The sequence below is a fragment of the Shewanella polaris genome (assembly GCF_006385555.1).
Taxonomy (GTDB): domain Bacteria; phylum Pseudomonadota; class Gammaproteobacteria; order Enterobacterales; family Shewanellaceae; genus Shewanella; species Shewanella polaris.
The window spans coordinates 2,595,299-2,622,098 of the sequence record NZ_CP041036.1; the positions used below are offsets into that span (position 1 = coordinate 2,595,299).

A 26,800-nucleotide genomic window follows, 5' to 3' on the forward strand; every position below is an offset into this window, starting at 1 on the left:
TTCCGCTAAATTAACCACAAGATATAATAAATAATATACCCAATTTGAACTCACTGTCTTATTTAAATCAATCCATCGGCTTTCCTTCTCCAGAAGAAGCCCTCACTAGTCCTAATGGCTTATTAGCGATTGGAGGTGACTTACGCCCTGTTCGCTTAGCGGAAGCTTATTATCAAGGTATATTCCCTTGGTTTAATGCCGATGACCCTATTTTGTGGTGGTCACCCAATCCTCGAGCCGTATTCACACTCAGCCATCCTTTTGGCAGTAAAAGCTTAAGAAAAAGTCTTAAAAAATCCACATGGCGATATACCATTAATCATGCATTTTTGGATGTGATCACAGCTTGCGCACAACCCCGTGATGCACAAGATGGAACTTGGATTTCGCCTGAAATTCAAATGGCTTATTATGAACTTCATCTCCAAGGTCGTGCTCATTCCATTGAAGTATGGGACGGTGAAATGTTAGTCGGAGGTTTGTACGGCGTTCCAGTAGGAGGTGTTTTTTGCGGTGAATCAATGTTTCATAAACAAACCAATGCATCAAAAGCTGCATTCGCTATACTTAACCAACACTTGGTGAAACATGATTTTCAATTAATTGATGCTCAAGTGATGAATCCACATTTAGACAGTCTTGGCGCTAGCGCAATACCGAGAAGCGAATTTCTGTCGAGGCTCCATCGCTCTCGAGATCAAACCATGTCGCCGTTAATGTGGTCTAAACAAGAGGTGTTTATTGAATTCTAAATCTGTCAGTGTAGGGATAAGCCAACTTTTTGATTGCAACTATATCGAAGGCAACAAAGAACAATTATTGGTCATCCAAGAACCTCAAATAGATGCCGCACTGTTTGAACAACTTCTTGCAATGGGATTTCGTCGTAACGGAAGTGCCATTTATAAACCTCGTTGTCCAAGTTGCCAAGAATGTCAACCTATTCGATTGAATGTAAATGATTTTACCCTATCAAAACGTCAAAAAAGAACCTTGAAAAACAATCAAGATTTGCATTGGAAAGTCAGTCATATATCACGACCTGAGCATTATGACTTGTATGAGCGTTACATCAACGAACGTCACAACGATGGGCCAATGTTTCCAGCATCACAAACCCAATATGATGATTTTTTATTATCTGACTGGTTACCACCAATGTTTATTGAATTATTTGATCAAGACCAATTAATTGGGGTGGCAGTAACCGATGAAATGGCACTGAGTTTCTCAGCGATTTACAGTTATTTCGACCCTGATTATGCTGAGCGTTCATTGGGGTCATTGATGATTTTAATCCAATGTCAATTAGCGAAATCTTTAGGTAAGCATTTTTTGTATTTGGGCTATCAAATTGATCAGAATCGGAAAATGTGCTACAAACGCCAATACCGTCCATATCAAATTTTAACGGTACAAGGTTGGCAAATAGGTGAAAATCTTACACCTATTTCTGTTTAACGCCCTTTACAGTTCGGCATTTTTGGGGCATGATACGCCCGATTTTTTCATATTTGAAGGCTAATGGGATAACTTAATGGCGAAAGAAGACAACATTGAAATGCAGGGCACTATCCTTGAGACCTTGCCAAACACAATGTTCCGCGTAGAGCTTGAAAATGGACATGTGGTGATAGCCCACATCTCTGGCAAAATGCGCAAAAACTACATCCGTATTTTAACGGGTGACAAAGTCACTGTACAGTTGACTCCTTATGACTTGTCAAAAGGTCGTATCGTCTTCCGCGCACGTTAATCGCTAGCCTCAACAATGTAAAAACCGACTGCCTGTCGGTTTTTTTGTTGTTATACCAAACTGCATATAAAGCTATTCAACGCAAAGCTACACGCATGATACAAGACGTGTGTTCAACGTAATGGGTATCCCCTTATCAGAACATTCAACCAAATACAGTAATGGTTGTAATCCGTTTTGCAGAAGCTCGTCATACGGTCCACTACTATGTTGTATTGATAAAAAAGGGCATGCCCATTTTCCATCAATATCCATTGAATTGAACAGTAAGAAATGCTTTGAGTTGATAATTTAATTTTGAAGTCTGGTTAGGCGCAATTAACACACATAAAAAAAGATGACCCATAGGTCATCTTTTTTATGCGAGTTAAACGATTTACGAGACTTTTTCTAACGACTCGCAATCAATATTGATCTCACCGTCTTTAACATCAATATGCGCAATACCACCTCGCTCAAGTACACCAAACAAGATTTCATCTGCTAACGGACGTTTAATCAATTCAGTCACTACACGCGCCATTGGACGAGCCCCCATCGACTTGTCATAACCCTTCTCAGCAAGCAAGGTCCGCGCTTCATCACTAACATCTAAGGTGACTCGTTTATCGTCAAGTTGTGCCTGTAACTCAACTAAGAACTTATCAACCACTTTTGCGATTACCGTCATATCCAAATGATTAAACCATACGATTGAATCTAATCGATTACGGAATTCTGGTGAAAAGACTTTATTAATTTCAGCCAACGCATCTTGAGTATGGTCTTGTTGTCTAAAACCAATCGATTTACGAATAGTTTCTTGTACACCGGCATTAGTTGTCATGACTAAAGTCACATTTCTAAAGTCAGCTTTGCGACCATTATTGTCGGTCAAGGTACCGTGATCCATCACTTGCAGAAGCAAGTTAAATACATCAGGGTGCGCCTTTTCAATTTCATCAAGTAGCACCACACAATGTGGATTTTTAAGCACAGCATCCGTTAGCAACCCACCTTGATCGTAACCGACATAACCAGGAGGAGCACCAATCAAACGTGACACGGTATGACGTTCCATGTATTCAGACATATCAAAGCGGATCAGTTTAAGATTGAGACAATTGGCCAATTGGTTGGTGACTTCTGTTTTACCCACACCAGTAGGACCAGCAAACATAAAGCTACCAACAGGCTTTTTCTCAGAACCTAAACCACTACGAGACAAGCGTATGGCAGCACTAAGGCTCTCAATCGCTTTGTCTTGGCCAAAGACAACCATCTTAAGGTTACGTTCTAGGTTGCGCAGCATATCCTTGTCAGTCGACGATACCGACTTCTCAGGAATACGAGCTAACTTAGCAATGATGGCCTCAATTTCGGCTTGACCAATGGTTTTTTTACGTTTGCTTTGCGGCATCATCACCATACGAGCGCCCGCTTCGTCAATCACATCAATAGCTTTGTCAGGTAAATGACGATCATTAATGTGTTTGGCCGATAAAATAGCGGCACTACTAATGGCTGCTTGGGTATAGCGTACACCATGATATTCTTCGTACTTAGACTTAAGTCCCATCAAAATCTTGGTGGTTTCGGCTACCGATGGTTCATTGATATCAATTTTCTGGAAGCGACGCGCTAAGGCACGATCTTTTTCAAAAATACTTTGATATTCTTGGAACGTGGTTGACCCCATACAACGTAATTTACCGCTGGACAATAATGGTTTCAGTAAATTAGACGCATCCATCACGCCACCAGATGCGGCACCAGCACCAATAATGGTATGAATTTCATCAATAAACAAAATAGCATGTTCGTCCGCAGCCAATTCTTTTAGTAAGCTTTTAAAGCGTTTCTCAAAATCACCACGGTATTTAGTACCCGCTAATAACGCACCTAAATCTAACGAATACACAGTCGCATTAGCCATGACATCAGGGACTTGTTTATTGACTATTCGATAAGCCAAACCTTCTGCTATAGCCGTTTTACCTACACCAGCTTCACCCACTAGCAAAGGATTATTTTTACGGCGACGACAGAGAGTTTGAATAGCACGTTCAATTTCAGCATCTCGACCAATTAATGGATCGATAATACCGTCTTGGGCTAATTGATTTAAATTAGCGGCAAATTGCGCCAACATACTACGGTCTTCTGAGTTTTCAGCTTGATCGTCACTACGCTCATGATCATGTGCTTCACCAGAATCGTCTTCTTTAGCCATGCCATGAGAAATGTAATTAACGACATCTAAGCGAGAAATATCACAACGACGGAGTAAATAAACCGCTTGCGATTCTTGTTCACTAAAAATAGCCACTAGCACATTTGCGCCAGAAACTTCGTTACGACCAGACGACTGCACATGAAAAACGGCACGTTGCAAAACTCGTTGAAATCCCAAGGTTGGTTGAGTTTCACGTTCTTCAGTTGATTCGGCAATAATGGGCGTGGTTTGTTGAATAAAATTAGCCACTTCTTCTCGTAAACGATTAACATCCGCACCACAAGCCACTAACGCCTCGTATGCAGCGGGATTATCAATCAGCGCTAATAATAAATGTTCTACCGTCATGTACTCATGACGTGAATCTCTAGCTTGCTGAAACGCTAGGTTCAAGGTGACTTCCAGATCTTTGTTCAGCATAAGCACCCCTTTAATTTTGCCACTGACTGTGAGAAATCGATATTATGCTTTCTCTAATAGACACAGTAACGGATGTTGGTTTTCTCTTGCAAACTGATTTACTTGAAAAACTTTTGTCTCAGCTATTCCAAATGGAAACACACCACATAACCCTTTACCTTGATTATGGATCGCTAACATAATCTCTACAGCTTGCTCTTCATTTTTCTCAAAGAAACGTTGTAATACTTCTACCACAAAGTCCATCGGGGTGTAATCATCATTGTTTAGCACCACCTTATACATATTGGGTGGTTGTAGTTCAGATTCAACCTTTTCTTTAATATTCTCTACACTACCTAATTTAGCCATAGTTTAATACTAGCCTCTCGTTTGGTTCCCGACCACTTGATGTTATTAAATTAATTAAATGTTAGCTTTTTGTTAATTACCGCTTGACATCTTTTCGTACAAATTTCATTCTGTTTGCTAGGCGGCAAATACTAGACCGCTGGATAATAAGTTTTACTATCTTACTGGTAAGTAGACAACAGAAGGAAGTGGAAGTATGGCAAACGGAACTGTTAAATGGTTCAACAACGCCAAAGGATTCGGGTTTATTTGCCCTGATCAGGGTGGCGAAGATGTATTTGCGCACTATTCAACTATCGAAATGGAAGGTTATCGTACCTTAAAAGCAGGTCAACCTGTATGCTTCGAGATTGAAGAAGGCCCTAAAGGAATGCATGCTTCGGCCATCTCGCCAACAAAGTAATTGGGGAGATTATAAAACAAAAAGACAGAGATTTTAATCCCTGTCTTTTTTTTTACCTAAAAAAGCGTCAATTAGGTCAATTTAATACACCTTCAGGTGAAGGTGTATTCATTCAATCGCTCACGCTTCGCTTAATGAGCAGAGAACACTCACCCAATTAACCAACAATAAATTGGTTTAACGTTGCACTTGGACGCATTGCATGTTCAGCTTTAGCGGCATCTAAACGGTAATAACCGCCTAAATCCACTGCAGGGCCTTGCGAACCATTCAATTCAGCTAAAATCACAGCTTCATTGGTCGCCAATGCTTGAGCTAATGGCACAAAGTGTGCGGCCAGCTCAGGATCAACAGTCTGTTGAGCCAATGCTTGTGCCCAATACATCGCTAAATAATAATGACTTCCACGGTTATCAAGTTCACCTACACGTCGAGAAGGTGATTTATTACAGTCAAGGAACTCACCAATAGCAACATCTAACGTATCAGCTAATACTTGTGCTTTAGGCGTGTTAGTCGTTTGACTTAAATGCTCTAAAGAAGCTGCTAACGCCAAAAACTCACCTAATGAATCCCAACGTAAGTGACCCTCTTTTTGCATTTGTTGAACATGCTTAGGCGCTGAACCACCGGCACCCGTTTCAAATAAACCACCGCCACTCATTAACGGTACAATAGACAACATCTTAGCACTTGTACCCAGTTCAAGAATTGGGAATAAGTCCGTTAAATAGTCACGTAATACGTTACCCGTTACTGAAATAGTGTCTTCACCTTTGATGATGCGCTCTAACGTAAAACGAGTCGCGTCTTCAGGAGTCATGATTTGAATGTCTAAACCTGCAGTATCTTGCTCTGCTAGATACTGAGTCACTTTTTTAATTAACTCAGCATCGTGAGCTCGATTACTGTCTAACCAGAATACCGCTGGCGTGTTACTTAAACGAGCACGCTTAACGGCCAGTTTAACCCAGTCGCGGATCGGCGCATCTTTTACTTGGCACATACGGTAAATATCGCCAGCTTCAACCTTATGACTCATTAACACATCACCAGCTTGGTTAATCACATTAACCGTACCAGCGGCTTGAATTTCAAAGGTTTTATCGTGGCTACCGTATTCTTCTGCTTTTTGAGCCATTAAGCCTACGTTAGGCACGCTGCCCATCGTAGTTGGGTCAAATGCACCGTGCTTTTTACAGAACGAAATCGTTTCTTGGTAAACACCAGCGTAACTACGATCGGGGATCATGGCTTTAGTATCATGTAACTGACCATCAGGACCCCACATTTGACCTGAAGAACGAATTGCAGCAGGCATAGATGCATCAATAATGATGTCACTAGGTACATGTAAATTAGTGATTCCTTTGTCTGAATCAACCATTGCAAGCGCTGGACGTGCGGCATAAACCGCAGCGATATCAGCTTCAATTTCATTTTGCTTGGCCTCTGGTAACGTACTGATTTTGGCATACACATCACCAAAGCCATTGTTAACATCTACGCCAAGCTCAGCAAATAAAACATCGTGCTTGTCAAAAACTTCTTTAAAGAACACTTTTACTGCAAGACCAAATAATATTGGGTCAGACACTTTCATCATGGTGGCTTTAAGGTGCAAAGATAATAAAATATCTTCAGATTTTGCCGCTTCAATTTCACGAGTATAAAAAGCAACCAACGCTTTTTTACTCATCACAGATGAATCAATGACTTCGTCAGCCAATAGCGTCAAACCACTTTTCAACACAACGTCTTTACCGTCTAGTTGCGTCAGCACGATATTGACTTTATCAGCTGATGGTAAAGTGACAGACAGTTCGCTGCCATAAAAGTCCCCTTCGTCCATGTGCGCCACATGAGACTGAGAATCGCTGGCCCATTTCCCCATTGAATGTGGGTTTTTCTTAGCATAGTTTTTAACTGAAGTCGGTGCGCGACGATCTGAGTTACCTTCACGTAATACCGGGTTTACTGCGCTACCTTTGATTTTGTCGTAGCGTGATTGAGCTTCGATTTCAGCATCATTTTTAGGTTCATCAGGATAATTGGGGATGTCATAACCTTTTGCTTGAAGTTCAGCAATACAGGCTTTTAACTGTGGAAGAGATGCACTGATGTTTGGTAATTTGATAATGTTGGCTTCTGGCTGATTAGCCAATTCGCCTAATTCTGTTAATGCATCAGCAATTTTTTGCTCTGCGGTTAGTTTTTCAGGGAAGTTAGCGATTATACGACCTGATAAAGAAATATCACGGGTTTCCACTGCTACGCCGGCTGCGTTAGTGAAAGTACGGATTATAGGTAATAAAGACAGCGTGGCCAGCGCCGGCGCTTCGTCGGTTTCGGTATAGATGATCGTTGGAGTCTTATCTTTCATTTTATTTCCTACATTATTGTAAATTAATAATTTATTAGAATAAATTGTGTAAGCATATTGCAGGCTTAGGTGGATAACACTCGCATTAATGTACCTTGATTTGTCACCAAAGCACTTAATTTGTAAGCCAAGTATATAAAATCCCCGGTCCCATTTATTATTATATTTTGTTCTCAAAACTGTGAGATTTGGTGGAAATACCCACTATCCCTGAATGATAAATTAGGTACAGATCACAATTTTTAGGCGGACATCATAGATCATTCTTAATAATTTTCAAATTCCACTAAGGGCGAATACGCAGTAAACTATCACAAAATGATTTATATTCGTTCACTTATCACTCACTCTTATTAACAAGGGATGTTAACCACACCTTTATGTCAAAAATTGGTAAATTCAACTCATTCACGAAAAAATCAACTACAAATAGAGTTGATACGCCGACAAAACCAGCCTATCGAAACAAGGCAAAGTCGCGCCCCCCACAAAAACCACGACCAGAAAACCCCGTCATCGTATTATTCAACAAACCTTTTGATGTGTTATGCCAATTTACCGACGAAGCTGGCCGGCAAACATTGAAAGACTTTATTCCAGTAGCCGATGTATATGCCGCAGGACGATTAGACCGCGACAGTGAAGGCTTGTTATTACTGACTAATGACGGGCAATTACAAGCTCAAATAACTCAACCGAATAAAAAAACCTTTAAAACTTATTGGGTGCAAGTTGAAGGTGAGCCATCAACTGAAGCCATTGAGGCCCTTTCTAATGGTGTAATGTTAAAGGACGGAATGACCTTACCAGCAAAAGTTCGCGTAATGACACCCCCTGATATTTGGCCTAGAAATCCACCGGTGCGTGAACGGAAATTAATTCCAACAACTTGGCTTGAAGTTCAAATTTGCGAAGGTAGAAACCGTCAAGTGAGAAGAATGACGGCTCATGTTGGCCATCCAACCCTAAGATTAATCCGTTATAAAATAGGTCAATGGTGTCTAGATGATTTACCCAATGGCGAATATAAAGTGCTCAGTACTAGAAAATAATCATCAAGAATTGGCTTAAAGCAGGAGAAAAGGATGACCGAACGTTATAAACCTAATACGACTGTCGCTTGCGTGATCCACTGCCAAGGTAAATTCTTATTAGTGGAAGAATGTATTAATGGTGAAACCAAATTTAATCAACCTGCTGGGCATTTAGAGGCTAATGAATCACTTATTGATGCGTGTGCTCGAGAAATAACCGAAGAAACAGGGCTTGAATTAACCCCACAAGCCTTAGTGGGAATTTATCAATTTAGTGCATCCGCAGATCTCGCCTTTATACGCTATACATTTTGCAGCGAATTAGCCACACAACAATATGCAACACCGCGTGATAATGTCATTACTGATACACACTGGCTTAGTCTTACTGAAATCAAAGCGCTTGGTAACAAACTTCGCAGCCCACTAGTGTTAAAAAGTATTGAAGATTATTTACAGCAAATAGAAAAAAAGCTCCCGCCACAGCACACCCCATTAACACTGTTAAATGTTGATTACTTTTAATGGCTTGGTTTAGGCTATTTCTATGAGCCTCAAGATAGCCCATTAAGCGAATGCATGATAGAATACGCGCCGCACAAATATCATATTTATTCAGCATTATGTAAATTAATTTGTCTAATATGCGCACGTAACAACGTCCAGGATTCCGACTAGCAAAAAACTAGCACAATGCCTTGAAACAATGGCGTTTCGGTACAATATACACATTATCTATCTTCAAGGTTTTTAGGATTTATGACATCAATCAACCCAACTTCAAACGGTAAAAAAGTCATTGTCGGCATGTCTGGCGGTGTAGATTCTTCAGTATCAGCCTACTTGTTAATGCAGCAAGGCTATCAGGTTGAAGGGCTGTTTATGAAGAACTGGGAAGAAGATGATACCGATGAATATTGCGCGGCGGCTGATGATTTAAAAGATGCACAATCAGTTTGCGACAAGCTAGGCATTAAAATGCATACTGTCAACTTTGCTGCTGAATACTGGGATAACGTGTTTGAATACTTTTTAGCAGAATACAAAGCTGGCCGCACCCCTAATCCCGATATAATGTGTAATAAAGAAATTAAATTTAAAGCGTTTCTTGAATTTGCCGACGACATTTTAGATGCCGATTATATTGCCATGGGTCACTACGTTCGTCGTCGTGACAATAGCGATGGTAGCGTAGAAATGCTCCGTGGCGTTGATGGTAATAAAGATCAGAGCTACTTTTTATATACCTTAAGCCACGAACAAGTGAGTCGCAGTTTATTCCCTGTGGGTGAACTTGAAAAACACCAAGTACGCGAAATAGCCCAAAAGCTGGGGCTCATTACTCACGACAAGAAAGACAGCACTGGCATCTGTTTTATTGGTGAACGTAAATTCACCGATTTTTTAGCGACTTATTTACCTGCACAACCTGGTGAGATTGAAACCGCCGAAGGTGAAGTGATTGGTACTCACCAAGGATTGATGTACCACACTCTTGGTCAACGTAAAGGCCTTGGCATTGGTGGGCTGAAAAACAGCAGTGAAGACCCATGGTATGTGGTCGAAAAAGATTTAATCCGTAATGTACTCATTGTCGCACAAGGGGGGAATCACCCTCGCCTTATGTCAACAGGCATGACCGTTAATCAATTGCATTGGGTTGATCGTAAAGGGCCAGCGAATAACAGTCACATCACAGTTAAAACGCGTTATCGTCAACATGATGTGGGATGCTCACTTATCTATGATGATGCAGACAACATCACGGTCATGTTCGACCAACCTGTTGCAGCCGTTACTCCAGGGCAATCAGCGGTATTTTACGATGGTGAACTCTGTTTAGGTGGCGGCATAATTGATAGCTTAATCCGAGGATAATCCGTGAGCCAATCACCAGACAACATCTTGTTTGAACGCACTATGGCCTTTGCCGGTATTTTACAGGCTATAGGCCAGGTACAGTATTTAGCTCGCCACGGTGAAAGCGATAAAGAAGCATTAGCCGCTACACTCAACACTATTTTAGTGACAGAGCCTGAATCAACAGCTGACGTATATCAAGATAAAGCGATTTTGAATAAAGGTTATCAGCTTATTCAAAATCAGCTCGGCGATGGCAAAAATAAAGATGTCGAAACCACTCGTTACTTAGTCGGCGTGCTAACCCTTGAACGCAAGCTTGCCCGCTCGCCAAACGGTTTAGGCATGCTAGCGGAACGAATTAATCAAGTGCATCGCCAACTGGCACATTTTGCAATTACCGATGAACAAGTCCTTGCCAATTTTGCCAGTATTTACAGTGATATCATCAGTGAGTTAGGCCCTAAATTACAAATATCAGGTAATCCTGATTGCTTAAAGCAGCCTCAGGTGCAACACAAAATTCGTGCGTTACTGCTTGCAGCTATGCGCAGCGCAGTATTATGGCGTCAATTAGGTGGCAAACGCCGCCATTTAGTGTTTGCCCGTAAAGCAATATTTGATACAGCAAAACAAAGCCAAAATAACAATTAATCGAATCACCCTACAACTAAGTTCATCAAGGAGCTTCAAATGGATCTTTCCGCACTAACTGCTATTTCTCCGGTAGACGGTCGTTATGGTAGTAAAACCGCCTCATTAAGAGGGATTTTCAGCGAGTTCGGTCTTACTAAGTACCGTGTTCAAGTTGAAATTAACTGGTTAAAGCTTTTATCTAGCTGCCCAGAGATTGAAGAAGTTCCCCCTTTTAGCGAAACCGCATTAGCCTTGTTAGACAGTATCAAGGACAATTTTAGCGAACAAGATGCATTGCGTATTAAAGCGATTGAAAGCACCACCAATCACGACGTAAAAGCGGTTGAATACTTTATTAAAGAACAAATTGCCGATAATGCAGAGTTAGTTGCCATCGATGAATTTGTGCATTTTGCCTGTACCTCAGAAGACATCAACAACTTATCTCATGGTTTAATGTTAACTGAAGCACGCGAACAAGTATTGGTGCCGCATTGTCAGCAAATCATTGATGCGATCAAAAAATTAGCTCACGACAATAAAAGCGTGCCGTTAATGTCACGCACCCACGGCCAACCAGCATCGCCATCTACACTAGGTAAAGAAATGGCTAACGTTGCGGTACGTTTAGAACGTCAATTAAACCAAATCAACGCTGTTGAGATTATGGGTAAAATTAACGGTGCTGTGGGCAACTATAATGCTCACATCTCTGCTTACCCAGAAGTGAACTGGCATGAGTTGTCACAACGTTTTGTCACCAGTCTTGGCATTAATTGGAACGCTTATACCACTCAAATTGAGCCGCATGATTACATTGCTGAATTGTTCGATGCCATTGCCCGTTTCAACACTATCCTAATCGATTTTGATCGTGATATTTGGGGCTATGTTGCACTAGGCCACTTTAAGCAGCGCACTATCGCTGGCGAAATTGGTTCATCAACTATGCCACACAAAGTCAATCCAATTGATTTTGAAAACTCTGAAGGTAACTTAGGTATTGCTAACGCGCTAATGCAACACTTAGCCGCTAAATTACCGGTATCAAGATGGCAACGAGACCTAACTGACTCAACCGTATTACGTAACTTAGGTGTTGGTATGGCTCACTCGTTAATTGCTTATCAAGCGACCTTGAAAGGCATTAGCAAGTTAGAAGTGAATGAAGCACAACTTTTAGCTGAACTAGACAAAAACTGGGAAGTATTGGCAGAGCCAGTACAAACAGTAATGCGTCGTTACGGAATTGAAAAACCGTATGAGAAGTTAAAAGAACTGACACGTGGTAAACGTATTGATGCCGCACAACTTGCGGTATTCATTGATGGTCTTGAATTACCAGAACACGTTAAAGTTGAATTGAAAAAAATGACTCCAGCAAACTACATTGGCCGTGCAGAAGCCTTTGTTGATGAGCTAAAATAGTCCTATAAGCCTATATATAACATTAGCGGTCGCATATGTGACCGCTTTTTTATTGTATTACCATTCGTTAATTATCTCGACCTGAGGTCAATGATGTACACATTAAATATTGATACCCAAGCCTTTATTAAACAGCATTGGCAACAAAAACCGCTTGTGATCAAACAGGCTTTTGTCGACTTTGAAGATCCTATCGCCGCAGATGAACTTGCCGGCCTAGCATGTGAAGAAGAAATATCATCACGCGTCGTGGTTACAAAAGGTGATGACTGGGACGTAGTCCAAGGTCCATTTGAAGACTACGACCAATTTGGCGAAGACAACTGGCAGCTATTAGTTCAAGCAGTGAACCATTGGTACCCTGACTCACAGGCTTTAGTCGAAGCGTTTCGATTCTTACCAGACTGGCGCTTTGACGACTTAATGGCATCATTTGCCACCCCTGGTGGTGGTGTTGGACCGCATATCGATAACTACGATGTGTTTATCATTCAAGGTGATGGCGAACGCCGTTGGAAAGTGGGCGACAAAGGTCAACATAAACGTCGCGGTGATAACCCGAACTCACCATTGGTTGACGACTTTGAACCGATTATCGATGTGGTATTACAAAAAGGCGACGTACTCTACATTCCACCAGGATACCCACATTGCGGCGAAACAATATCGCTAGCCTTATCGTATTCAATTGGTTTTAGAGCGCCCAGCCAGCAAGAGTTATTAACTGAGCTCGCAGATAATTTAATCGACAGCAACCAAGGCCACAAACGTTTTAATTCTGTGGATGAGCCCGCTACACCGGGTATGGTTAGCCAATCACATCAACAAGGGATAATGGATTTATTGACCCAATTGGCACAAGATCCGGCCAGCTATCAAACCATGTTAGGTAAACTACTGAGCCAAAATCGATTTGAGCTTGATATCTGTGAAGATGAAGAGCCATTAACGACTGATGAGTTATTGGAAGCCATTGAACAAGGCGCGATTATTCAACGTATTGGTGGGTTGAAAGTATTACAGTTAGAAAATGATAGTGAGCAACGTTTGTTTATCAATGGTGAAGTGCACACCTTTACTAATGCCACCTCTGAAATGTTACAACTATTAGCTAACAAGGCAAGGATCACACCTGAAGAAGCCTGTTTATTTACGGCCAACGCAGCAGTTATGGATGTTCTGACTGAATTACTCAATCAGGGATTATTCTACTTAGCCGAAGACGATAGCGAATAATCGTGAACTATAAATAACTAAGTTTGATGGTGGCATTCAACATAGCTCATCAACATGGTCCATCAAGCTACTGACATTAAAAAAGGCACTTAATGTGCCTTTTTTATGTCAGTAGCTTAAGAGGTTCTTAAGCCCACAGTTTCTCATCTTGATGCATTTTATATAAACTTTCAGCTCGAGACACTAACAGTTGTGCAAACTTCTGTTGAGTTGGATCTTTTGTAACACCCGACTTGTGCAAGTTTTCAGCTTTAAGTTGCCACATCATCGAAAAGTGCCTAATTGCATCGCGAGCCGTTGCTGCCACTTTAACATCGACATAATCTGATGGTAAATCACCTGACATCACCCAAAAAGTTTGTTTTTTAGGTTGCTTTGTTTCCATCTTCCAAATGGCTAAATAAGGCGCAAGATAACGGCTTTCGTCAGCAAGTACTTTACTTGGGATCACCCCTTTCTCAGCTAAAAAGCGGTTCGCTTTTTGAAACTGAGTACGTACCCATTCTTGTCTTTGGGCTTCTTGTTCTGGTGTTGGTGGTGCAACCTGTTCTGCAACTTCTTCAGTCATAATACTTCCTATCTTATTGTTATAATGCAGATTAGAATAATAAATATCTGCTATTTTAATCAAAAACAATTACATTAAGCCAAATTTCTTTACGTTTACGTAAGTGGCAAGCTAAATTTCCACACTAATCACAAAAATAACTAAATCATGCTTTGTTGAGAGTATCTCTAAATGCTATCGTGCTGCAATAAATATAACAAGCAGTCGTTTACACCTTAATGTAATCAAATTTAGCAAGGTGTAATAACTTCATTTTAACTAGCTAGCAAGCGGAGATGTCTCGTGGCAGTTTTTAATCATGTTTCGTTCGATGAACACGAACAAGTGGTCTTTTGTAATGACAAGCAAACTGGTTTAAAAGCCATTATTGCCGTGCATAACACTAACCTCGGCCCAGCCGTAGGCGGTTGCCGTATGTGGAATTATCAATCGGACGATGAAGCCTTAACAGACGTATTACGCCTCTCTCGTGGAATGACTTATAAAAATGCATTAGCCGGTCTTACTATGGGTGGCGGTAAAGCGGTGATTATTGCTGATCCTAAAACCACCGATCGTGAAGCGTTGTTTCTTGCATTCGGACGCTTTGTAAACGGCTTAGGCGGTAAATATTATTCAGCCGAAGATGTCGGTGTTTCAACATCTGATATGATGATTGCCAACCGTGAAACTGAATTTGTAGCAGGTCTTGAAGGCAAGTCTGGTGATCCTTCGCCACTTACCGCATTAGGCACTTATTTAGGCATTAAAGCCGCGGTAAAACATCAACGTGGCATCGATAGCCTTAAAGGCATTAAAGTATCTGTACAAGGCGTAGGGCATGTTGGTTATTACTTGTGTAAGCATTTGCACGATGAAGGTGCCGAACTGATCGTTACCGATATTCATCAAGCCTCACTAGATCGCGTTGCCAATGAATTTGGAGCAACTGTCGTTGCTCCGCAAGATATCTACACCCAGGATGTTGATGTATATGCACCGTGCGCATTAGGCGCAACACTTAACGACACGACATTACCATTATTAAAAGCTAACATCATTGCAGGTTGCGCCAATAACCAGTTAGCTGAAACTCGCCACGGCGAAAAACTCAAGCAAATGGGTATTCTGTATGCGCCAGATTACGTTATTAATGCTGGTGGCATTATCAACGTGTCATTTGAGAAAAACTATGACGCAGCGGCTTCAACAGCCAAGGTTGAGCAGATTTACAACACCCTACTCACAATCTTCGAGCGTGCAGATGCAGAAGACCGTACCACAGGCTCTGTAGCCGATGAAATGGCTAAAGCTATTATTGATGCTGCGAGATAGTTAATCAGTTTTATATTAGGGCTATTTAATGCCTTAACATTCAAGGGAGATGCTAACGCATTTCCCTTTTTTATGCCCCTCCAAAAACCAACAACTTTAATCAAGTTGCAATAAATCGTTCACCTTAGTGTCAAATAACAGCCCTACTCTATATCAACACTGACGTTATCTGTGTATTAGGGTGAATGACTGATGATCTCACACAGCAAAAAAAGTAATCAACAACGGCAACCTTTATCTCACTTAACTCATAGTGACAAAGTTCAGCACTTTCATGCACTGTGGATTTCTGATGTTCATCTAGGCAGCATTGATTGTAAGGCCGAATTCTTATTACATTTCCTTAATCATAGTCAATGCCAATATTTGTATCTGGTTGGCGATATTGTCGATATTTGGGCGTTAAAAAAACGTATTTATTGGCCTGATAGCCACAATAAAGTAATACAAAAAATCCTCGAACTAGCCAGTAGTGGCACCCAAGTTATTTACATACCAGGTAATCATGATGAAGCTTTCAAAGATTATGCCGACAGTCATTTCAGAGGTATTACCCTCGTTAAACAGCATATTCATCAGTCTCTGAGTGGCAAACGTTTTTTAATGCTTCATGGCGATCAATTTGACTCACAAGTTTGTGTTAGTCGTACCTACGCAAAATTAGGTGACCATTTATATGATGTGTTGTTGTGGCTAAACCGTCAATTACATAGGGTAAGAAGCCGCCTAGGATATCCATATTGGTCACTAGCCAGTTACATCAAGTTAAGGGTCAATAAAGCCCAACAAGCCATTAATCAATATCGTGATGCTGTATTACGATATTCGATAAAACAACAGGTGGATATGGTCATCTGCGGTCATATCCACCAGCCTGAATTATCCCAGCACACAATTAACAATCACACCATTACTTATGCCAATGACGGCGATTGGGTTGAAAATTGTACTCTCATTGCAGAAACAAAATCTGGAGATGTTCAGTTGCTCAAGTGGGATGAACAAACGTTACAAGCTACCGCAGTAAAAACAATTGATTTCAGTCATTCAGTGGCTAAATCAATCATCACGCCCCAAAAACAGCATGTTGCATAAATAAGGCTAAAATATGATATTTACTGTCGATAATGTGGTAGAAAAAAACCTGCCTAATGTGCATAACAAACCTTGGTTAGCCGTGCCGACGAAAGTTATGTTGCGCTACTTACTTCATGAAAAGCAATGTAATGATATTGCTAACGAACACGCGCATTTATCCGGTGTCGATTTTGTTGAACAAATTCTTGCTTGTTTAAATTTCAGTTACAGCGTCCCCAATAACGAAATTGAAAATATTCCCATTGAAGGCAGAGTGGTGATCTACGCAAATCACCCTATTGGTTCACTTGATGCGCTGGCATTAATCAAACTGATTAGCCAAGTGAGACCAGACATAAAAGTAGTTGCCAATGAATTACTAATGGCCATTAAACCGCTTCACTCTATTTTATTACCCGTGCGCAATATGACTGGCGGCACACCTAAGCAACATTTAAATGAAATCCATCACCACCTTAAAAACGAAGGCGCGGTACTGATTTTCCCCTCGGGTGAAGTGTCACGGTTACGTCCAACTGGCGTCACAGACTTACATTGGCACAGCGGCTTTTTAAAAATGGCTCGCGCCTGCAATGCTCCCCTTTTGCCTATGTTCGTTGACGCGAAAAACTCTGCCACCTTTTATGGTGCATCAATGATTTACAAACCATTGGCAACGCTATTACTGGTAAAGGAAATGTTCAAACAAATGGATCATGTGATGCCAGTGCGGATTGGCCAACTGATCGCCAAAGAAGTTGTCTGCACTCAAGATTTTCCGCTTAAAACCAAAGTAAAATTGCTTAAAAATCATTTATACCGCATTGGTAAAAATCGCAGTCCGTTATTTATCACTCAAAATGCCATTGCTCATCCTGAAAAACGCAGTGAGCTACAACAAGCGTTACAACAATGCGAATTGTTAGGTAAAACCCAAGATAATAAACAAATCTATTTATATAAGCATACTCACAGCAGTGCAATTATGCGTGAGATTGGCCGGCTTCGTGAAATCGCCTTCAGAGCCGTGGGTGAAGGTACCGGTAAACGTCGTGATACCGACAAATATGATAATCACTATTTTCATTTAGTGTTATGGGATAAAGACGAATTAGAGATTGTTGGTGCCTATCGTTTTGCCAGTGCCAAAATGCTTCACGACACCATTGGTGAAAATGCTCTGTATAGCCAATCATTATTTGAATACCACGATGCGTTTGCCCCCTATTTTGACCAAGGACTCGAACTTGGCCGTAGCTTTGTACAACCTAAATATTGGGGCCGCCGCAGTTTAGAATATTTGTGGCAAGGTATTGGTGCGTTTTTAATTAAAAACCCGCAGTATCGTTACCTCTTTGGACCTGTTTCACTAAGCGATAGTCTACCGATCCCCGCCAAAGAAATGCTGGTGTTTTTTTACCAACACCACTTCGCCACAAAACATGTTTTAGCAACTTCATTTAATTCATATCAATTCACCGACGAACGTCAGCATCAATTGCACCAGTTATTCAATGGCGATGCCTATGCTGAGAATTTTAAAATACTCAAACGGACGCTAGCGAATATGGGTGTATCAGTACCTACGTTATTTAAGCAATATGGTGAATTGTGTGACAACAATGGCGTACAGTTCCTCGACTTCGGCATTGATCCAGAGTTTGGTGACTGTATCGATGGTTTAGTGTTAGTCGACATTCACCAATTAAAGCCAATCAAATATCAAAAGTATTTGGCAGGGCATTTACCCGAAAACAAAATTGCATCCTAACCAGATGAATCAATTTAACCTGCAAAAGCAATTGTCATTAGACGTTAAATGATTGTTACACTGATATTTATCTGATATAAATGAATAAATACGTGGAGAATCATTTATGACAACGTCTACCGATGTATCAACTGAAACGTTAGCGAATAACGCGACTAAACATATGTGCGTCGCTGACATCATGACAACCCGAGTCGTTACCATTGACATGGATGACAGGCTGACACTTGCCAAAGAAATTTTTGATAATGTCAGTTTCCATCACTTATTAGTCGTCAATACTGAAGACCATCTAAAAGGGATATTGTCTCATCGGGATTTTTTACGCGCTCTCAGTCCTAACATTGGCACCGCTGCTGAATTAATAAGAGACACCGAAACCCTGCAAAAAAGGGTTCATCAAGTCATGACTAAAAACCCATTCACCATAGCCCCTCATTGCGACATCAATGAAGCCTGTAAACTGATTTTAGATCATAATATTGGTTGTTTACCCGTTCTAGATAACAACACCATTGTCGGTATTATTACTTGGAAAGATTTATTAAACGCCTACTGTATTAGATAAATTATCAACATTCTATCTATTCGAACCTCGACTTTGCTTAGCACGAGTCAATTAAAGTCTGTCATTTCCTCCCACAAACTAAAACGTTATTAATCATAGTCATACCAATATTCTCGAATTCAATTATAAGTGTTGCTGCCATTGTTTGTATTTTAAATTATCTTTTTTAACTAAGTAAAAAACTTGCTAACAACCAACTGGATATATCAGAAATATACCTATTTTTTTGACTAAAACAGCCTACTTAATAGGCTAAATACAAATAAGTGATCTGTGTCAATTATAATTACATAACATCAACATCTTCAGTTTACCCATCTATTGCCATGTAAATTATATGTTATTATTCTTCTCTTTTTGATTGTTTTATAAAAATTCACCAATTGCACTTGAGGTCAAATATAGGCCTAACGTGTAGATAAATTATCATAAAAAAATGTAGATTTTCTATTTGCTTAAAGAGAACCAAAATATGCGATTACAAACTAGGAGCACGATATGAGCTCTTCAAATCAATCTCCGGAATTGAAACCGCTACTGTCTCCTAAGGAAATGATGAGCCAAGCGGAACAGTTTGCAACAAGCAAAATTATGAAAACCACCAACATGACAATCAGCCTAGCAATAATGGCAGGTGTATTTATTGGCTTAGCATTTTTATTTTATATTACGGTTACGACAGGAAGTACATCAACCAGTTGGGGAATCACCCGATTTGCTGGTGGTATCGCTTTCAGTATGGGACTGATTCTTATTGTATTGATGGGCGGCGAATTATTTACCAGTTCGGTGTTATCAAGTATTGCCTGGGCTAATCGACAAATTAGCTTCAAGGGAATGGTGGTCATATGGGGCAAAGTGTATGTTGGCAACTTTATTGGTGCCATTTTGTTGGTTATTTTGGTTGCCGCAGCAGGCCTTTATAAATTAGATGGCGGCCAATGGGGGTTAAATGCACTCAATATTGCCCAACATAAACTGCACCACACCTTCGTAGAAGCCTTCGCGCTTGGTATTCTGTGTAATCTATTAGTATGTTTAGCGGTTTGGTTAACATTTAGTACTCAAAATGCCGTTGGCAAAGCGTTTATGGTCATGCTGCCAGTGGCAATGTTTGTAAGTAGTGGTTTTGAACACTGCGTAGCAAACATGTTTATGGTACCGCTTGGCATTGTAATCCAATCAACTGCGCCAGAATCGTTTTGGTTACAAGTCGGAGCAACGTCAGCTCAATTTTCAGACTTAACTTTATCCCATTTTATTACCGCTAATTTAATTCCTGTAACGCTTGGGAATATCGTTGGAGGCTCGGTTCTGGTAGGCCTAGCGAATTGGTCAATCTACGTTCGCCCAGAGTTAACATCAGTTCAATCACAGTTAATTAAATCAACACAACTACCTGCATCATTAAAAGAGGTTGTGATGAAAACCAACCTTACGGCAGTTGATATTATGAATGCTGATTATTATACGCTAACAGCAGAAATGCTAACCGAACTGGCTATTGATGCATTTAACGACAGAAAAATTCATGGCGCTCCAGTGGTTGATGCCCAGGGTAAACTCGTGGGATTTTTCTCCATACATGACACCATGGTCAATTTATGGCGCCAAGATTATATTCCACCACAAGGTCAAAAAGTGATGGACTTAATGTCACGTGACGTTATTGCTGTAAACCACACCGAGTCTTTGGTTAATTTACTCGAGTTTTTATGTATTGATAAAGATCACCTGTATCCTAATACAGAAAACGATATTGCATCACAGCAGGCTTCGAATTCAGTAGAGCAAAGAGGTCAATATATTAAAAATAACAAACCGCAACATCTACCGGTTTTAAAAGAGGGTCATTTAGTCGGTGTCGTATCGAGGATGGATATTATAACCGCATTACGAACTATCTATGCCGCAAGTCTGGATCCAGTACATCATGCTCAGACTACCGAAACAGCATAACAATATTAGGGTCAAGCAATAAACTTGACCCTGTTCCTGATTAAAAGCGACTAAGAGGTACAAAGAACAGCTAATCGCATACCCTATTGGTAATCATTGCCCTTAATATAAGTATTTTGAGCCCACAAAAAAACTTCCTAGTTTACTTATTCTCTATTTAAAATGTTTATTAAAGCCAATTGCTTGCCTATTCAAACACTAATGCTTAACTCATCATTCATTCTGTTATAGAGATAAAAACATCAATAAAAAATAGACCTTTCATAGAATAACACCAATAACCTAATGCCTGTTTTGAAGTGTCGATAAAAGCCCATTTAGCAATAGCATATAAAAAAATAAATATTACTAAGCATGCCAATTAGATAGCTTGATTTAGTAAATTGTTCATATTTCTATGCTGGAAAATGTCACATAACTCTGCTTTTATTATAGGTAAGGCTCGCAGCTATCATGTGATAAGGACAGCATTATGATTAAGTTTACATACCACCTCAATCAAGACAATATTGAGTTACAAGCGAGTAATTGGTGCGGGCTAGAACGAGTCTTTATTAATGGCAAAGTCGTGTCGCGAAAATTCAATTTTGGCTTGCAAAGCATGCATGACGTTTTGCTTAATAATGGTAAAAAATGTCGTTTTCAATTAGTTGTCGATCCACAAACTGAATTAGTTTCTTGCAGGGTCTACAAACAAAATCAATTGGTCACCATTTTAAAACAAGGTAAAAAACAGCTACAAAAAAGCCAGTTTCTCATTGAAACCAGCTTTGTCATTATATGTGTAGGTATGTTGAGTTTGTATTGGCTAGGTTAGCCTAGCCCACTATAAATCATTAGCTTATGGTGAAATCAAGTCTCACCATCGACTTTGCTTCTGTTGGCTTACCATCAACAAACTTAGGCGCATAACGCCATTGGCTAAGCGCTTCTATCGATTCTTTTTCAAATTGGCTACCACCTTGTGAATCGATTATTTCAGGCGATTTAACAAATCCATTCTCATCAACTGTGAATTCAATTTGCACCCAACCACTTTTGCGATGTTTTGCATATGAACTTGGATAATCAGGTGCTTTTCTATATAACGGGGTTTGTTCTTGCTGATCATCCCATGGCGTCATTTTGCCTATTGCTACACAATGTTCTGTGGCTTTATCAGCTTGGTCTTGTTGTGCATAAATGTTAACTAATAAAGCATGTGCACGTAACTCATATGGGTGGCTATAAGGTAATGCCTGGTATTGTTTAATAACTTCAAGTAATAAAGGAGCAGCATCAGGTTTATTCATAGCTGAATAGAGTACGGCTACAAGATAGGTTGAATTAACCCTTTTAATTGAATTTTCCGGTAGTTTCTCAACATAGATATCGTTGGCATCAATGAGGAAATCTCTCACTTTAGGCGTATAAAACTCAGTGCCCGATAAACGATGAAAGGCGACGAGTTTAACTTCGGCCACCGTTAATGCATTATCGGCTTTTTCAGCAATGTCGATAGCTTCAAACAAAAGCTTTTTTGCAAATTTATCATCGGTAGTGGCTTGAGCTAACCCTAATAATGGATCAATCAAAGTAATATCATTTTCAGCAACATTATTGCGATATCCACTCAACGCTGAATCAAACAATGAAAGTGCCTGCATTGTTTCGGCATCTTTAATTATTCGTCCATTGTTATTTCTTTTTGACTCATCTATTAACGCATTAGCCCAATTCATCGCTAACTTGGCACTATCAAAGCTGTCTTGACCAAATTTAATTTGACCTAACTCATAGGCTTGCTGCGCATAGTTAATAATATCTTGGTTGTTATTACTTTCAAGAGAAGCATTGTACTGCTGGTAAGCTTGAGCAAAACCATCTATATCGCTGGGTTCAGCATAAGCAAATTGACCCACAAACGCTGCTGCTATTGATAAGCGTAAAAGTGTTTTCATACAATTAAAGTCCTTTTTATTTTATCCTTGCCCCTTCTCAGGCTATATAGAATACTGGTCGAATATAAGTTGCACAATGCGAGTCTCAGTTTAAATCATTTTTATGATCGACATCAACTTAATGATTTTTATTGTAAATAATATGTTGCGTAATAATCATCAAAGCCCAAACTGGATATACAGCTTGTGATATTGCTAACTGGCGATACAACAATAACAATTATTACCACAAATTACAGGAGCCAAGATGTCAGCCATCGTAAAATTGCTCCAGGCCATGCTGAGCAGTTTCAAAGACCTTATTCCCATTATTTTAGTTGTCAGTTTTTTTGAGATTTTTGTATTACATCAAGCGCCAGCCGAACTTGGCTCAATTCTGGTAGGCGTAATCTTTATTGTATTAGGGCTAACCTTTTTTGTATTCGGTTTGGAAATGGGTTTATTTCCTATTGGCGGATCACTTGCGGAAGCATTAGCACGAAAAGGCAGTGTATTTTGGTTAGTTATTTTCTCTTTTTCGTTAGGTTTTGGCACCACATTAGCAGAACCAGCCCTTACTGCCGTGGCGAATGAAGCTGCTCAAGTTGCCGCAAATGCCGGTGCGATAGAGTCAAACAAACAAGCCATGAGTTCCTATGCAATGGGCTTACGATTAACCGTTGCCATTTCGGTGGGTCTGGCCATTTTAGTCGGCGTGATCCGTATTCTTAAGGGATGGCCAATCCATTACCTCATTATTGGTGGTTATGTGTTGGTGATGATCCTCACCAGCTTTGCTCCGGCCAACATTATAGGTATTGCTTATGATTCTGGCGGCGTCACCACATCGACCATTACGGTACCATTAGTCACCGCACTTGGCGTTGGTCTAGCAAGTGTCATTAAAGGCCGTAATCCCATGGTTGATGGCTTTGGCTTAATAGCATTCGCCAGTCTTAGCCCAATGATTTTTGTATTACTGTACGGCATGGTGTTTCTTAAATGATTGAGATAACCAACAAAACGAGGAATACGTTTGCTTAATGAACTGATGAGCACCCTATTACTGACCGCTCGAGATGTCATTCCTATCGCTATAATTCTGTTTGGCTTTCAGCTAGGCGTACTTAAACGCCCTATTAACCAGTGGCGTAAAGTATTACTCGGATTTATTTATGTGATTATCGGCCTCACCTTTTTTCTCGTGGGTTTACAAATGGCACTATTCCCTATCGGTGAGAGCATGGCCAATCAACTGACCACCAGCGAGTTTTTACACCCTGATGGCGGCAACGAACCGTATATTTGGCAAGACTATTTCTGGGTTTATGTGTTTGCCGCCGCTATCGGTTTTAGTACCACCATTGCAGAACCGTCATTAATTGCAGTAGCAATCAAAGCCAACCAAGTATCGGGTGGCACTATTGGTATCCAAGGCTTACGAATGTCAGTGGCGTTTGGCGTAGCGATTGGTATTACTTTAGGCTGTTTTCGTATTGTGGTTGGGGATCCCATTCACTATTACATTATGGCGGGCTATGTGGTGGTGGTTATTCAAACCTTTTACGCCCCAAAAATGATTGTCCCTTTAGCATATGACTCTGGTGGGGTAACCACATCAACGGTAACCGTGCCATTAGTTGCGGCATTAGGACTTGGACTCGCCACCAATGTTGAAGGCCGTAATCCGTTAATTGATGGCTTTGGGCTAATTGCCTTTGCCAGTTTATTTCCGATGATCACTGTGATGGGTTATGCCCAAATAGTTGACTATTTATCCAAACGAAAAACCATTAAGGAGTAACCTATGCGCTTTAAACTAATTGTCGCCTTTGTCGATGATGACTGTACTGACAAGGTACTCGATGCAGCGCGTATTGCAGGCGCAACAGGCGCGACAGTCATAAACCATGCTCGCGGTGAAGGATTAGAAAAAAAGACCACCTTTATGGGATTAACCTTAGAGGTACAACGTGATGTGATTTTATGGTTAGTAGAAGAGCACATGAGCCGTCACATTTTAGAAACCATTTCTCACGTAGGCGAATTTGACACTAACTCAGGCAAAGGTATTGCGATTCAAATTGATGTTGAAGATGCTGTTGGTGTGGCCCATCAAGTTCAAAAATTGAGTAAAGACATTGAGGATCAAATATGAATAGCAAAACCCCTATTCGTAATCGTGACGTAATGAATAACCATTTCGTCATGGTTGACGGCATGCGCACTGTGGCAGAAGCGATCCAGGAAGCCATTAGTCATAATGTGAATATACTAGTAGTGAATAAACGCAATGAGAATGATGAATACGGCATGGTACTCATGAGCGATATCGCCCGCAAAGTGCTAGCCAAAAATAAATCACCTGAACGTACCAATATTTACGAAATAATGATTAAGCCAGTGCTTTCCGTGCCTATAGATATGGACGTACGCTACACGGCACGACTTTTTGAACGCTTTAATATTAATAAGGCGCCTGTGATTGAAGCGGGTGAGATTTTAGGGTTTGTCACTTATGACAATATTGTGCTTAAAGGCATGATAGCCAAGTCATAATATGCATTTAGCATTATATGCCCCTGTCGTTATTCGAGCTGGCGAATAATAAAGTCAATCAAGGTTCGTGTTTTTAACGGCAGGTTTTTGTCTTTATACAATAAGTGTATTGGCATTGCTTCTGGAGGTGTTAATACACTGAGATTTGTTAATAATCCTGCTTTAATGGCCTCATTCACCACAATCTGTGGCTGTAAAATAATACCCAATCCATCAATCGCTGCTTGGGTTAATACCAAGCCACTATTGGACAACAATCTAAAGCTGCGTTTACCAAACAACTGGCTGTGAGCAACCGATAATGACGCACTTTTAGAATAGCTAAAGCCTAAACAATCATGATGAGGTAAATCGTCAATTGACTCTATTGGCGGGTGTTGAGCTAAATAGTGAGGCGAAGCACAAAATATCATTTCATAATTCATGATATGTCTGCCAATTAGCGCAGAGTCATCAAGATTGCCAATCCTTACCACTACATCAACATGATCCACTATGGGATCGATGAGATTATTATCAAGTCGCAATTCCACATCAATTTGCGGATACTGCAGTAAAAATTGATTCACTATCGGTGCCAGCACAATATTGCCAAAACTCACTGGCGCATTAATTCTAATGGTGCCTTTTGGCGTCGAACTCATCGACTGCAGCGTGTTTTCAGCTTGCTCAATGGCCATCAAAATTGGCTGGCATTCTTGGTAATAAACGAGGCCCGATTCCGTTAATTCTTGTTGACGAGTAGTACGGTTAATCAACTTAACCCCTAGGTAAGACTCTAACTGATTAATGTGCTTACTCACCATAGTTCGGCTGATGTTAAACCGATGAGCTGCTGCGACATAGTTGCCCTGCTCGGCCACATGACTAAACACTTTCATCGCGGTTAATTTATCCACCAAACATCCTTAATGCATTATCAATTCAGTGTTAATTATAAACCTATGGTGTTTTCTGTAAACACCATTAAACTATTTAGGGACACGCTTAAGTGGTTTACGATGACGTGATATTAATTAGGAGTCGTTATGAACAACAAACTGGATCAACAAGGCGTGTTTATCACTGCCGAAATTCACATTAAAGATGAGGTGCCATTGGCACAAGGCATCGCAGCTGTCCGTCAATTCTGTGTGGATATGAATAGCGAACCAGGTTGTTCACTTGCAATGGCTCTGCAAAATAAAACCAATCCTAAGCAATTTGTGTTTTGGGAACGTTATGATGACCAATCGGCGTTTGAAGCCCACTTTGCAGCCGATCATACTCAAGCGTTTATCAAATCGGCATTAACCGATCTAAAGCAAGCGTTTGACTATCAACTATTAACCACAGAGGGATAA

27 protein-coding genes are annotated in these 26,800 nt (G+C 40.5%); 21 read left to right on the top strand and 6 right to left on the bottom strand.

Features of this window, described 5'->3' with window-relative positions:
- Positions 1-44: 44 nt before the first annotated feature.
- From aat to infA, 3 genes are all read left to right on the top strand, one after another.
- Complete coding sequence (aat, locus tag FH971_RS11295) at positions 45-752, top strand: leucyl/phenylalanyl-tRNA--protein transferase (protein WP_140234370.1); 708 nt, start codon at positions 45-47, stop codon at positions 750-752.
- On the top strand, positions 742-1,461 hold the full coding sequence (locus tag FH971_RS11300; protein ID WP_137226914.1) for an arginyltransferase: 720 nt from the start codon (positions 742-744) through the stop codon (positions 1,459-1,461). Before aat ends, FH971_RS11300 begins: the two co-directional genes overlap by 11 nt.
- Positions 1,462-1,537: 76 nt before the next feature.
- Positions 1,538-1,756 (top strand): translation initiation factor IF-1, encoded by a 219-nt coding sequence (gene infA / locus FH971_RS11305; protein ID WP_011496276.1) that lies wholly within the window; start codon positions 1,538-1,540, stop codon positions 1,754-1,756.
- A gap of 376 nt (positions 1,757-2,132) precedes the next feature.
- Here infA and clpA read toward each other — a convergent pair whose 3' ends face one another.
- The gene (gene clpA / locus FH971_RS11310) at positions 2,133-4,391 is read right to left on the bottom strand and encodes an ATP-dependent Clp protease ATP-binding subunit ClpA (RefSeq protein WP_137226913.1); all 2,259 of its coding nucleotides are present in this window, start codon (positions 4,389-4,391) and stop codon (positions 2,133-2,135) included.
- A gap of 42 nt (positions 4,392-4,433) precedes the next feature.
- A complete protein-coding gene (gene clpS / locus FH971_RS11315; RefSeq protein WP_137226912.1) occupies positions 4,434-4,742 on the bottom strand; it encodes an ATP-dependent Clp protease adapter ClpS in 309 nt (102 codons plus the stop codon).
- Between the two features lie 196 nt (positions 4,743-4,938).
- Here clpS and cspD point away from each other — a divergent pair, with 196 nt between their 5' ends.
- Positions 4,939-5,145: a cold shock domain-containing protein CspD gene (gene cspD / locus FH971_RS11320; RefSeq protein WP_137226911.1), complete on the top strand. Its 207-nt coding sequence runs from the start codon at positions 4,939-4,941 to the stop codon at positions 5,143-5,145.
- A gap of 157 nt (positions 5,146-5,302) precedes the next feature.
- Here cspD and FH971_RS11325 read toward each other — a convergent pair whose 3' ends face one another.
- Positions 5,303-7,528, bottom strand: coding sequence for an NADP-dependent isocitrate dehydrogenase (locus FH971_RS11325; protein WP_140234371.1), 2,226 nt, complete (start codon positions 7,526-7,528; stop codon positions 5,303-5,305).
- A gap of 380 nt (positions 7,529-7,908) precedes the next feature.
- On the opposite strand from FH971_RS11325, the gene FH971_RS11330 reads away from it, so the two are divergent.
- From FH971_RS11330 to FH971_RS11355, 6 genes are all read left to right on the top strand, one after another.
- Complete coding sequence (locus FH971_RS11330; protein WP_140234372.1) at positions 7,909-8,580, top strand: pseudouridine synthase; 672 nt, start codon at positions 7,909-7,911, stop codon at positions 8,578-8,580.
- Between the two features lie 33 nt (positions 8,581-8,613).
- Positions 8,614-9,087 carry an NUDIX hydrolase gene (locus FH971_RS11335; RefSeq protein WP_140234373.1) on the top strand — a complete coding sequence of 158 codons (474 nt, stop codon included), beginning with the start codon at positions 8,614-8,616 and terminating at the stop codon, positions 9,085-9,087.
- A 234-nt stretch (positions 9,088-9,321) separates the two neighbouring features.
- Positions 9,322-10,440 (top strand): tRNA 2-thiouridine(34) synthase MnmA, encoded by a 1,119-nt coding sequence (gene mnmA, locus FH971_RS11340; protein WP_140234374.1) that lies wholly within the window; start codon positions 9,322-9,324, stop codon positions 10,438-10,440.
- 3 nt (positions 10,441-10,443) lie between these two features.
- A complete protein-coding gene (gene hflD / locus FH971_RS11345) occupies positions 10,444-11,076 on the top strand; it encodes a high frequency lysogenization protein HflD (RefSeq protein WP_276611776.1) in 633 nt (210 codons plus the stop codon).
- Positions 11,077-11,115: 39 nt separating this feature from the next.
- A complete protein-coding gene (purB, locus tag FH971_RS11350; protein WP_137226906.1) occupies positions 11,116-12,486 on the top strand; it encodes an adenylosuccinate lyase in 1,371 nt (456 codons plus the stop codon).
- Between the two features lie 93 nt (positions 12,487-12,579).
- Positions 12,580-13,722 carry a ribosomal protein uL16 3-hydroxylase gene (locus FH971_RS11355; protein ID WP_140235578.1) on the top strand — a complete coding sequence of 381 codons (1,143 nt, stop codon included), beginning with the start codon at positions 12,580-12,582 and terminating at the stop codon, positions 13,720-13,722.
- 127 nt (positions 13,723-13,849) lie between these two features.
- Here FH971_RS11355 and FH971_RS11360 read toward each other — a convergent pair whose 3' ends face one another.
- Complete coding sequence (locus FH971_RS11360) at positions 13,850-14,290, bottom strand: DUF4826 family protein (RefSeq protein WP_137226905.1); 441 nt, start codon at positions 14,288-14,290, stop codon at positions 13,850-13,852.
- 282 nt (positions 14,291-14,572) lie between these two features.
- On the opposite strand from FH971_RS11360, the gene FH971_RS11365 reads away from it, so the two are divergent.
- The 6 genes from FH971_RS11365 to FH971_RS11390 all read left to right on the top strand — a co-directional run bounded on the left by FH971_RS11365 (position 14,573) and on the right by FH971_RS11390 (position 21,796).
- Positions 14,573-15,604 carry a Leu/Phe/Val dehydrogenase gene (locus FH971_RS11365; RefSeq protein ID WP_137226904.1) on the top strand — a complete coding sequence of 344 codons (1,032 nt, stop codon included), beginning with the start codon at positions 14,573-14,575 and terminating at the stop codon, positions 15,602-15,604.
- Between the two features lie 192 nt (positions 15,605-15,796).
- On the top strand, positions 15,797-16,699 hold the full coding sequence (locus tag FH971_RS11370; RefSeq protein WP_140234375.1) for a UDP-2,3-diacylglucosamine diphosphatase: 903 nt from the start codon (positions 15,797-15,799) through the stop codon (positions 16,697-16,699).
- Between the two features lie 13 nt (positions 16,700-16,712).
- Entirely contained in the window at positions 16,713-18,452 is a 1,740-nt protein-coding gene (gene olsF, locus FH971_RS11375) for a bifunctional ornithine lipid synthase OlsF (protein ID WP_140234376.1), read from the top strand.
- Positions 18,453-18,615: 163 nt separating this feature from the next.
- Positions 18,616-19,020, top strand: a complete 405-nt coding sequence (locus FH971_RS11380) for a CBS domain-containing protein (protein WP_167496094.1) — start codon at positions 18,616-18,618, stop codon at positions 19,018-19,020.
- Between the two features lie 498 nt (positions 19,021-19,518).
- Positions 19,519-20,979 (top strand): formate transporter FocA, encoded by a 1,461-nt coding sequence (gene focA, locus FH971_RS11385; protein ID WP_140234378.1) that lies wholly within the window; start codon positions 19,519-19,521, stop codon positions 20,977-20,979.
- Positions 20,980-21,451: 472 nt separating this feature from the next.
- Positions 21,452-21,796: a hypothetical protein gene (locus tag FH971_RS11390; protein ID WP_137226899.1), complete on the top strand. Its 345-nt coding sequence runs from the start codon at positions 21,452-21,454 to the stop codon at positions 21,794-21,796.
- Positions 21,797-21,815: 19 nt separating this feature from the next.
- Here FH971_RS11390 and FH971_RS11395 read toward each other — a convergent pair whose 3' ends face one another.
- A complete protein-coding gene (locus tag FH971_RS11395; protein WP_140234379.1) occupies positions 21,816-22,919 on the bottom strand; it encodes an energy transducer TonB in 1,104 nt (367 codons plus the stop codon).
- Positions 22,920-23,166: 247 nt separating this feature from the next.
- On the opposite strand from FH971_RS11395, the gene FH971_RS11400 reads away from it, so the two are divergent.
- The 4 genes from FH971_RS11400 to FH971_RS11415 are packed head-to-tail and all read left to right on the top strand — an operon-like array spanning position 23,167 to position 25,457.
- On the top strand, positions 23,167-23,904 hold the full coding sequence (locus tag FH971_RS11400; RefSeq protein ID WP_140234380.1) for a DUF1538 domain-containing protein: 738 nt from the start codon (positions 23,167-23,169) through the stop codon (positions 23,902-23,904).
- Between the two features lie 45 nt (positions 23,905-23,949).
- A complete protein-coding gene (locus FH971_RS11405) occupies positions 23,950-24,702 on the top strand; it encodes a DUF1538 domain-containing protein (RefSeq protein WP_137227475.1) in 753 nt (250 codons plus the stop codon).
- A 3-nt stretch (positions 24,703-24,705) separates the two neighbouring features.
- On the top strand, positions 24,706-25,056 hold the full coding sequence (locus tag FH971_RS11410; protein ID WP_137226896.1) for a P-II family nitrogen regulator: 351 nt from the start codon (positions 24,706-24,708) through the stop codon (positions 25,054-25,056).
- On the top strand, positions 25,053-25,457 hold the full coding sequence (locus FH971_RS11415) for a CBS domain-containing protein (RefSeq protein WP_140234381.1): 405 nt from the start codon (positions 25,053-25,055) through the stop codon (positions 25,455-25,457). The genes FH971_RS11410 and FH971_RS11415 overlap by 4 nt, the downstream gene beginning before the upstream one ends.
- Before the next feature lie 29 nt (positions 25,458-25,486).
- On the opposite strand, the gene FH971_RS11420 is transcribed toward FH971_RS11415, so the two are convergent.
- Positions 25,487-26,356: a LysR family transcriptional regulator gene (locus FH971_RS11420; RefSeq protein ID WP_140234382.1), complete on the bottom strand. Its 870-nt coding sequence runs from the start codon at positions 26,354-26,356 to the stop codon at positions 25,487-25,489.
- A gap of 129 nt (positions 26,357-26,485) precedes the next feature.
- On the opposite strand from FH971_RS11420, the gene FH971_RS11425 reads away from it, so the two are divergent.
- Positions 26,486-26,800, top strand: coding sequence for a putative quinol monooxygenase (locus tag FH971_RS11425; RefSeq protein ID WP_240778291.1), 315 nt, complete (start codon positions 26,486-26,488; stop codon positions 26,798-26,800).